Annotated in this window: 7 protein-coding genes; 3 read left to right on the plus strand and 4 right to left on the minus strand. The window is 57.4% G+C overall.

The window, feature by feature from the left end; all coding sequences use genetic code 11:
* Window positions 1–349: 349 nt before the first annotated feature.
* From ACZM8Y_RS17160 to ACZM8Y_RS17170, 3 genes are all read right to left on the minus strand, one after another.
* The gene (locus ACZM8Y_RS17160; protein ID WP_482333459.1) at window positions 350–1,492 is read right to left on the minus strand and encodes an MFS transporter; all 1,143 of its coding nucleotides are present in this window, start codon (window positions 1,490–1,492) and stop codon (window positions 350–352) included.
* 8 nt (window positions 1,493–1,500) lie between these two features.
* Window positions 1,501–1,977 carry a MarR family winged helix-turn-helix transcriptional regulator gene (locus tag ACZM8Y_RS17165; RefSeq protein ID WP_302551878.1) on the minus strand — a complete coding sequence of 159 codons (477 nt, stop codon included), beginning with the start codon at window positions 1,975–1,977 and terminating at the stop codon, window positions 1,501–1,503.
* A gap of 1,067 nt (window positions 1,978–3,044) precedes the next feature.
* The gene (locus ACZM8Y_RS17170) at window positions 3,045–4,679 is read right to left on the minus strand and encodes an L-lactate permease (RefSeq protein WP_337431152.1); all 1,635 of its coding nucleotides are present in this window, start codon (window positions 4,677–4,679) and stop codon (window positions 3,045–3,047) included.
* 327 nt (window positions 4,680–5,006) lie between these two features.
* On the opposite strand from ACZM8Y_RS17170, the gene ACZM8Y_RS17175 reads away from it, so the two are divergent.
* Window positions 5,007–5,507: a GTP cyclohydrolase gene (locus ACZM8Y_RS17175; RefSeq protein WP_479859918.1), complete on the plus strand. Its 501-nt coding sequence runs from the start codon at window positions 5,007–5,009 to the stop codon at window positions 5,505–5,507.
* Between the two features lie 398 nt (window positions 5,508–5,905).
* Window positions 5,906–6,811 (plus strand): LysR substrate-binding domain-containing protein, encoded by a 906-nt coding sequence (locus ACZM8Y_RS17180; protein ID WP_302551881.1) that lies wholly within the window; start codon window positions 5,906–5,908, stop codon window positions 6,809–6,811.
* Between the two features lie 1,399 nt (window positions 6,812–8,210).
* Here the strand turns inward: ACZM8Y_RS17180 and ACZM8Y_RS17185 are convergent.
* The gene (locus ACZM8Y_RS17185; protein ID WP_482333462.1) at window positions 8,211–8,714 is read right to left on the minus strand and encodes a hypothetical protein; all 504 of its coding nucleotides are present in this window, start codon (window positions 8,712–8,714) and stop codon (window positions 8,211–8,213) included.
* A gap of 174 nt (window positions 8,715–8,888) precedes the next feature.
* On the opposite strand from ACZM8Y_RS17185, the gene ACZM8Y_RS17190 reads away from it, so the two are divergent.
* The coding region (locus ACZM8Y_RS17190; RefSeq protein WP_489501927.1) for an L-lactate permease at window positions 8,889–9,243 on the plus strand (355 nt) is incomplete at its 3' end.

Consider the following 9,243-nt stretch of genomic DNA (forward strand, 5'->3'; position numbering starts at 1 on the left):
AAAGCATCAGCCATTTTCTATGGACAGCCAATCCAAAAAGGATAACCAACAAAATCCCTCAGCCATGAAGCCGGGCAACGGGAAAACCAGATAAAAAGGCCGTTTTTCAATAGCCCTGTCATAGTGTGCGGTTATTTCATCTCCACAGCACGGTGAAAAGACAGCCTTTTTCTCCAGTTTTCCCCTTGCCTGAATCCATAGTTAAGGCATTTTTCTGGTTATTCCTTTGGAATTTCAAGGAAAAAAGTATCAACCATTTTCTGGGACACAGCCTTTTCAATCTATTGTGGAGACGAAACAATCATATCCCGTGACGGAGCCATTCGGGGAATCCGGCCTCCACCTCCCATTAAGGAACGGCCCGCGACACGACCGCCACAAAGCACATCAAGGCCAACGTAATGCAGAAGACGATCACAAGGCTGGTGGCATGGGCGACAAACCCCATGAGCGCCGGCCCCGCGAGCACGCCGAGGTAGCCGATGGTCGTCACCGCCGACACGGCAAGGCTCAGGGGCATGAACTTCTGGCGGGCCGTAGCCGAGAAAAGCACGGGCACGATGTTTGAGACGCCGAGCCCGACCACCGTAAACCCGGCGAGCGAAGCCCACGCCCACGGCACGGCGACCACCAGCCCAAACCCGAAGGCGGCGCAAAGGCTGCCGTACAGGAGGACGCGGGCGTCACCGAGGGACTGCACAATACGGTCGCCAAACAGACGCCCGGTGGTCATGGCCACGGAAAAACAGGCGAAGGCCAAACCCGCGCGGGAGGCTTCCGTGCCCCGCTCGGCGGTCATGAACAGCGCGCCCCAGTCCAGAATGGTGCCCTCGCTCAGATACATGATGAAACACAACACCCCAATCAGGAGCACGATGCCGCGCGGAACCACAAACAACGGGGTTTCGCCCTCGCTCCCGTAAGGTAGGAAATGCCGCCCGAACGCCGCCAACAGCGCGAGCATGGACACGCAAACGGAGAGCATGGCCTGATGCGGCGGCAGGACCCCCAGCAGTAGCGCCATGCCCCCGGCCCCGCAAATGCCGCCCACGCTGTACAGGCAGTGGAAGCCGGACATCATGGCCCGCCCGGCGGCCTGCTCCACAAAGACGGCCTGAATGGTCAGGGACACGTCCATCATCCCGATGGACGCCCCAAAAAGGAAAAGGCACAGGGCCATCAGCCAGACGGACTCCACCGAAGCCAGCAGCGGAAGCAGCGCCAGAAAGATGGTGCCGGAAACAAGGATGACTTTCCGGCATCCGAACCGCCCGGAAATCAGCCCGGTAAACGGCATGGAAAGCAGCGACCCCGCACCCACGCACAGGAGCAGCATGCCGAGGACGGCTTCGTCGAGGCTGAGCCGGGCTTTGGCGTAGGGAACCAGCGCGGCCCATGAGGACACGCCCACGCCAAGGATAAGGTAGGCGATGCGCGTGGTTATCTGTTCGGCCCTGCCGGGCGGGGGACAATCGAAACGGGAAACAGGCATGAAAGACCTCACGAAGGATCGGAAAAAAGATGTTTCTCAAGGCCGTCGACAATGGCGGCGTACACGTTGTTGAACATTTCCATATCATCGGGGGAAAGCGAGGCGAGCGCGGCCTGTTCGTGGCGGGCCAGCTCTTCCATAATCCCGGTCACGAAAACGTCGCCCGCAGGCAGGCAAAAAACCCGCGTCCGCCTCCTGTCCGTCTTGCAGCGCTCCCGGCGGATGAACCCCGCCCGCTCAAGCTGATCAAGAAGGCCCGTGACGGTCTGCTTGGGCATGAAACATTCCTCAGCCAACGCCGTGGGTTCCGCCCCTTCGGGGCTCCTGAGCACCGCATCAAGGATCAGGAACTGCGGATATGACAGGCCCCGCTTTTGGAACCAGCGCGAATACAGGCTGTTTTCTCTCTGAATATACTCATAATGACGGTAAAAGGCTTTCCCCGTATCGTACATGCCCACCTCTTTTGAAAAAAGCTCTGTCATAGTATGCGGTTGTTTCATCTCCAAAGCACGGTGAAAATACAGCCTTTTTATCCGGTTTTCCCATTGGCGGAATCTAGAGCTAAGGTATTTTGCCGGTTATTCCTTTGGAACTTCACGGTTGATCGTGCATCCCCCAAAGGAAAAAGGCATCAACCATTTTCTAGGACACAGCCTTGAAAAAACAGACCCCGGCATGGGGGACACACGCCAGACTCAAAGGCCCCGTGCCGTGCGCCAAACTTCATCGCCAAAGTAGTACGTAAACGGATTATCCTTATAAGGATTACTTGGCAAGGAAAATCTTTCCCGCCCGTGAAGCCGAACCCCTCCGGCAACACCCTCATAATGAAGGGCTCCTTGCAGGCCGAGCCATTCGCACAGGATATTGATTTCATCTTAGCTTAGTTAACTCAAGTCAAATTGGGCAGAACCGCTCACGCAGGGCATTGTCTGCTTGCCTGCATTTTACCGCTGGGCATCGTTCTGATGAACCCTTCGCCAAGCATTGCCCCAAATTCCCCCTACAACGAAAGGCTTCTTGCCTCAGCCGCCCCGCGCGCCCAGCAGCCTGAACGAGGAAGTGGCCCGCAAGTGGGCTACTTTAGGAGCCTCCCCACGCCCCGGCAGTCTGAAACCCATAACGAAAGGCTGTGTTATAGAAAATGGTTGATGTTTTTTCCTTGAAACTCCAAAGGGATAAGCGGAAAAATGCCTCAGCCGTGGATCCCGCCAAGGGGAAAACTGGAAAAAAGGCTCTATTTTTCACCGCACTGTGGAGATGAAACAACCACATACTAGAACAGAGCCTAACAAAACAGGCCGGACGATCTCATGGATCACCCGGCCCGTTCCTTTCGTGCCGACAGTCCCCTCCGCGTCTCCTTCCACTTTATACAAGCCTTGGGAGGCGGAGGGGTGTTTTTTTTGGGGGGAGGAAGAGGGGGAGGGGTGGCCCAAGCGGCGGCCCCAAGGGAACCGTGCCGTCGGACGAACCGCCGGACTGGCCGATGGCGACGCCCCGACACCCCTTTCCTTACCCTCCCCAAGGTTACATTCTTCCACCCCAGCTACGGCAGCATGAAGCTCAAAGGCCCAGCCTGAAGGTAAGTGAGCACGCAGAGCACGAGGGTCATGGCGATGCTGTGCCCGATGGTGAAGCGGAACAGGTTGCCTTCCTGCCCGACCATGTTGGTCGCGGCGGTGGCGACGGACAGGGACTGCGGCGAAATCATCTTCGCGGTGACGCCGCCGGAAGCGTTGGCGGCTACGGCAAGTTCGGGGGACATGCCCACCGCCGTGGCGGTATCCTTCTGCATGCCGCCGAACAGGGCGCAGGAGGAGGTGTCCGAACCGGTCAGGAACACGCCGAGCCAACCGAGCAACGGCGAGAAGAACGGGAACAGGCTGCCCGTGTGCGTGAAGGCCAGGCCAAGCGTGGAGCTCATGCCGGAATAGTTCATCAGGTAGGCGAGGCCGAGGATCATGGCGATGGTCACGATCGGGAAGGTCAGCTGGCGCAGCGTGCGCATGAAGCAGGCGATGGCCTTGCCGAAACCGTAGTTCGGCATCATGGGCACAGAGACGAGGCCGGAAAGCAGGATGGCGGTGCCGCCAGCGGACAGCCAGTTAAACGCGAACATCGCGCCGTAAACGCTGTCCTGCGCCACGATGGGCGCGGTCTTCATCACTTCGCCGTGCAGTCCGGGCCAGCCGAAGCTGAGGTTCGCGCCGGGGACGGCGTTCAGAATGTTCTTGAACTGCGGCAGGCCCCAGAAGAACACGAAGACCGCCAGCACGATGTAGGGACCCCACGCACGGAGCACGACCGAAGCGGGATAGCCGGATCCGCTGAGGTTGGATTCGGGCTCGCCCTCGAACCGGAACGTGCGCGAGGGCTTCCAGACCTTGAGCAGCAGCACGAGGCCCACGATGGTGGCGATGGCCGAGCCGATGTCGGGCAGGGTCGGGCCGTGGTAGTTGGCGAGCAGGAACTGCGCCCCGGCGAAGCACACGCCGCCCACGATGATGGCGGGCAGCACTTCCATGCTGCGCTTGAAGCCGCACATGGTCACGCAGACCCAGAGGGGCACGATGAGGGCGAGGATGGGGAGCTGGCGGCCCGCGATGGCGCTCACGGTCATCTGATCAAGGCCGGATACGGAGGCCGCCACGATGAGCGGCACGCCGATGGCGCCGAAGGCGACGGGCGCGGTATTGGCGATGAGCGCGATGCCCGCGCCCCACAGCGGGGTGAAGCCGAGCCCCACCAGCATGGCGGCGGCAATGGCCACCGGCGTGCCGAAGCCCGCCGTCCCTTCGATGAAGCAACTGAAGGCATAAGCGATGAACAGCGCCTGCAGGCGGCGGTCATCGGTGAGCCGGGCCAGCGAGTCCTTGATGATCTCGAATTCGCCGGACTCCACGGTCATGTTGTACACCCACACCGCCGTAATCACGATCCAGACGATGGGGAACAGCCCGAAGGCGGCGCCGTTGAGCGTGGAACTGATCGCCAAGGAAACCGGCATATCCCACACCGCCACCGCGACGATCAACGCACCGATGAGGCCTGCCGCCGCCGCGACGTGGCCTTTGGCCTTCCTGACGGCCAGCATGTAAAAAAGGATGATGAGCGGAATCGCCGCGAGGCATGCCGAAGCGACCACGCCGCCCACCGGCGCGTACTGTTGAACCCAAGGCATATGTTCCCCCTGTAAGGCTTACGGAGCGCGCCCCCATGCCTGATTGACGGCATTTTCCTGCAATGCCCGGCTGTTGTGGGGCGTGCGGCTCCTGTTGACGTGTTGTTTTCTACGCTGAACGGGGGGCGTTCGAGAAATGAATATTTTCCATCAATATCATTCCAAAATGGAATAATGATTTTATCCTGCTTGATTACCACCCTTTTCATGGAGTAAAACGTTTTCGCATCCGCTTGCCCACAAAGGTGAAAGGGGGCAAAAAACCATCAAAAGGCGTGGGTTGGCTTTCAGGCCCCCACCCCGGACGACCCATGCGAGGAAGACAACGTGACCGACAACCGGGCCACAGGCTGGAAAATACCATTACTGTTTTGCGGGGTTATCATCTCCATCGTCGCCGTGGCGGCACTGTTCCGGCCACAGGCGCCGGAGCCGCCCGCCATCCCCGGAGCATTGCTGCAAAAAGCCAAGGGCATCAGGATTGATCTGGAGTCCGACACCGAAGGGCGATCATGGAAAGTGCGCATCGCCTCCGCCGCAAGCGGGTTTTCCACGCAGGCGGATAAGGACGGGCGGCTTGGGGAAATCGTCCTAACTACCGCTGAAAACAAACGGTTCGACGCTTCATGCACCGCAGCCGTGCTTATCCGGGACGACGGTGTCCGGGATGGGCTGATGCGGAAGATCGCAGACGCGGCGGCTGGAGACTGCGCGTCGCTCCCGTGGGGCGTCTTCGCCATGCACGGCATGCGCGCCCCGCAAGCGCAGGCGGAAATCGCCGGCCTGCTCACGCAACGCTGGAAAGAATGCCATGAAGGAAAGGAATAGGGAGCAGTTGCGGCACGCGGGCAGGCCGCATGGACGTCTTTCCGCCCGGCCCCAAAAGCAAAAGGGCGGCATGGCCGCCCAAGGTAAAGGAATCCCTGAAAAGCAGGGAGCCCGATGTACTCCGATCCGGCTACAACCCCATGCGGAGCTTCGCCGGATTTGTCTCGGTGCCGGACATGAAAACGCTGTTGGGCGGCCAGCATGGAAAAGCTTCCCCATGCGTCCGCAGGCGCACAAAACCCGCTTGCCGGACGCCGGGCCATAAGGAAGGCGTACAGCAAAATCCCATAAAAAAGAATGGATTGGAATGCCGGAAACCCATGAGGCATGATATTAGGCCAAAAGGTTTTTCCTGTGAAATGAAAAACGCTCATCAACACTATGCACGGAAAGAATAGATGCTGAATATCCGCACGTTGCAAATACTGGTGGAAGTGGCCCGGCAGGGAGGCTTTTCCCGTGCCGCCCAGACTGTGCACGCGGTACAGCCCACGGTGAGCAAAGCCGTCCAAGCCGTGGAGGATCGCCTTGGCGTCCGCATCTTCGAGCGGGCCAGCAACGGCGTCAGGCTGACCGTCGAGGGGGAAATCGTCTACCGGCGGGCCCTCAACATCCTTCAGGAATTTGAGGCGCTCGAAGCCGACGTCGCCGCCCTGCACAAACTCGAAAAAGGCGTGCTCCGCATCGGCTTCCCCCCGGTCGCCAGCGGCATCCTGTTCGCGGATCTGCTTTCCAAATATCGGCAGCTTTACCCCGGCATCAACATCTCGCTTCAGGAACAGGGCTGCGCCTCGCTGGAACCGATGGTGCTTTCAGGGGATCTCGATATTGCCGTCACCCTCCTCCCCGTCCCGCCGAATTTTTCGTGGCTCCAGATCCGGGACGAACCGCTTATGGTCATCATGCCCCCGGATCATCCCCTCGCGGATCGCAAACGCCTCAAAATGGATGAGCTGGCCGACAACGCCTTCATCGGCTTCGAGCAGGGCTTCCTGCTCAACGACCGCATCGAGGCCGTTTGCCGCCAGCGCGGGCTGAAGCTCAACGAGTGCCTGCGCAGCGGCCAGCTTGATTTCATCATGACCCTCGTGGCGACGGGCATCGGCGTCGCCCTCCTCCCCCGCCTTGAGCTCGAACGGCGGGAACTCCCCAACATCCACATCGCCCTTCTTGATGAGGAGGAACTCCGTTGGCGCGCCGCCTTCGTCTGGAGGCGCGGGGCCGTCCTGTCTTCCGCTGCGCAGGCGTGGCTCAAACTCCTCCCCGGAGGAGAGGAAGCCTTGGCAAACGAAAGGCTCGCCTGAGGGCTTCCTGTGCGGAAGCCGATCCTGTCGGGAAAGGATGCGGCTTGCTGCCGCAGGCTTCCAAGGCCCCCTTTCCCGGCTCACAGCGGCTCTTTCCAGCATAACCGGAAGCATCACCCACGAGCCCTGACAACTTCCCTCGTGAGGAGCCGCGCCGCAGTCCGCTGCGGAGGAGGCTTCCCTACCGGATGATTGGCATCAATGAGCACTCTAGGCCATGTCTCAATTAGATATAATCTACTGAAGTTCTTGAACTATTTTTTCAAAGTCATAAAAAAGATTGTTTCAATAATTTCAAGTAATTATATATAAAATGATGACACGACCTAGAATGATGGACACCTCAGCCCCTGTGCCGACGGTTACGGATTCCTCCTTTTGTATGGAATATTGTATGGAATGCGGCCCCCCCTTTTTTTAAACGAAAGGAATCCCGCAACGCCCCGCTAGATGGGGGACACGCTGGGGCCTGTTCCCTCAAACAGGGAATAAACATAATTTTTACAAATGATTATCTCACCTTTCGAGCAATGCTGAATGTTTCTTCAACCCACTTCAGTCATTGGAAAAACTCGGCATAGCGTGAACACAGCTTAAAGCGCGGAACCCCAATGACAGATGTTTTCTCCATTTTTTCCGTCGATGGAACACGTCTAGAGCGCGGGAACCCAATAGCTTTCTCTTATCCCGGCAAACAAAGTTCCACCCACCGCCGTGATAAAGGCGGCAAGGGGTAACGGGAAACTCGACGACATCCTCTTATTCACAACAACGCCGCCCCATTCCCCCCTTCCCTCAATCCCCATTCCTTCCGTCCATAACCCGTCGGGCCATCCGGGTTCATGCGGTGCCCCCCTATAAAAAGGGCCTCCATCGTCGTGGACGTCCTCATGAGCGCGGGCACATGCGGCCAACAATATAACCAGCAGCAATATACTAGGGCCTGTTCCCGCAAATACAAAATAAACATATTTTTACAAATAGCTATCTTAGTTTTTTGGACGGCACTGAATGTTCCTTCCAACCCGCTTCAGTCATTGGAAAAACTCGGCATAGTGTAAACACGCCCTAGAGCAAATCAATTGGCTGTGTCATAGAAAACGGTTGATGCTTTATTTCTTGAAATTCCAAGGAAACAACCAATAACACCCCCAAAATCGTGGAGTCCGCCAGCGAAAAATTGGAGAAAAAGTATGTATTTTTCAGAATATTGCGGAGATGAAACAGCCATATACTCTGACAGAGGCGATTAATTTTAAAAATTTACAATTCTAAAGTTTAAGACACGCCCGCTTCGGCATTGAACAGCGCAAATACAGTGTGCTCATGCCTTCCAGCGAACGCCTGCTTCCCGCAGCCGGAAGCGTATTTTCAACATGAAGGCGTTCCCATTATATTGTTATACCGTCAGGCCATTCTTCAGATCGCTTTCACGGCATTCCCCCTCCCCTGCCCCAAAATGCAGAGAAAACAACCGGAAGATGGCGACGTGATCAAAAAACATGGCTGTGCCATAAAAAATGGCTGATACTTTTTTCCTTGAAGCTCCAAAGGAGTGCCGACAAAATGCCTTAACCTTGGATTCCGCCAAGGGGAAAGCTGGAGAAAAAGGCCGTACCTTTACCGCGCTGTGAGATGAAACAGCCATATAATCAGACAGAGGCAAAAACATTAGATGCGGCAAAGCCACGCCTCCCCCATCCACCCGGCACCAGAAAAGCATAGGCCCACGGAAGCCCGCCGCTAGCGCAACGGTTGGGCAATCTGCATGAGAGGCACCCGCTGCATGCATGTTCTCTTCCGCACAAGTTGCAATGTCAGCATCGGCTTCCAAAAGAGGCCATTCCATTTTGTTATAACGCGCTGAAAGCCGGCACTGCATCAAGGGAAATAAAAAATACATTCCTGAACGCCATAGATTGATTATTCAATGAATAAAAATGCATTGACAAGACCCTTATTTTCTCTCAATGAAAGTTTTCTATAGGTTTTATTCCGTATTGGCATCCGGCATGCGGCAACTTTTGGCATCCCGGATGCGCTTCTTGAACGTTTAGTGCAGCGAGGGATTCTTTCGATGGCGTGGACACAGGTCTATGATCCGGCGGGGGGCGTGGTGCTCTCTGCGCTTTCTGCGGCGATTCCTTTGATGGTGCTGTTCTACATGCTGGCGATACGCCGCGCCAAAGGCCATGTAGCCGCCATTGTGGGGTTGGCTGTGGCGTTTGTTTTGGCCGTGGCCCTGTGGGGGATGCCGCTCGGCACCGCGGTGAGCTCCGTCACTTACGGCATGGCGAACGGGCTGTTCCCCATCGTCTGGATCGTGATCACAGCGGTGTGGGTGTACAACATGACCGTGGAGTCCGGCGAATTCGAGATCATCAAGGACTCGCTGGCCCGGCTCACCGATGACCGCCGCCTGCAGGCGCTGT

This window comes from Bilophila sp., from assembly GCF_057864385.1.

Coding starts and splice junctions, on each gene's coding strand:
- ACZM8Y_RS17160 (WP_482333459.1), bottom strand. CDS start 1,492: ATGCCTGTTTCCCGTTTCGATTGTCCCCCGCCCGGCAGGGCCGAACAG.
- ACZM8Y_RS17165 (WP_302551878.1), bottom strand. CDS start 1,977: ATGACAGAGCTTTTTTCAAAAGAGGTGGGCATGTACGATACGGGGAAA.
- ACZM8Y_RS17170 (WP_337431152.1), bottom strand. CDS start 4,679: ATGCCTTGGGTTCAACAGTACGCGCCGGTGGGCGGCGTGGTCGCTTCG.
- ACZM8Y_RS17185 (WP_482333462.1), bottom strand. CDS start 8,714: ATGTATTTTTTATTTCCCTTGATGCAGTGCCGGCTTTCAGCGCGTTAT.
- ACZM8Y_RS17180 (WP_302551881.1), top strand. CDS start 5,906: ATGCTGAATATCCGCACGTTGCAAATACTGGTGGAAGTGGCCCGGCAG.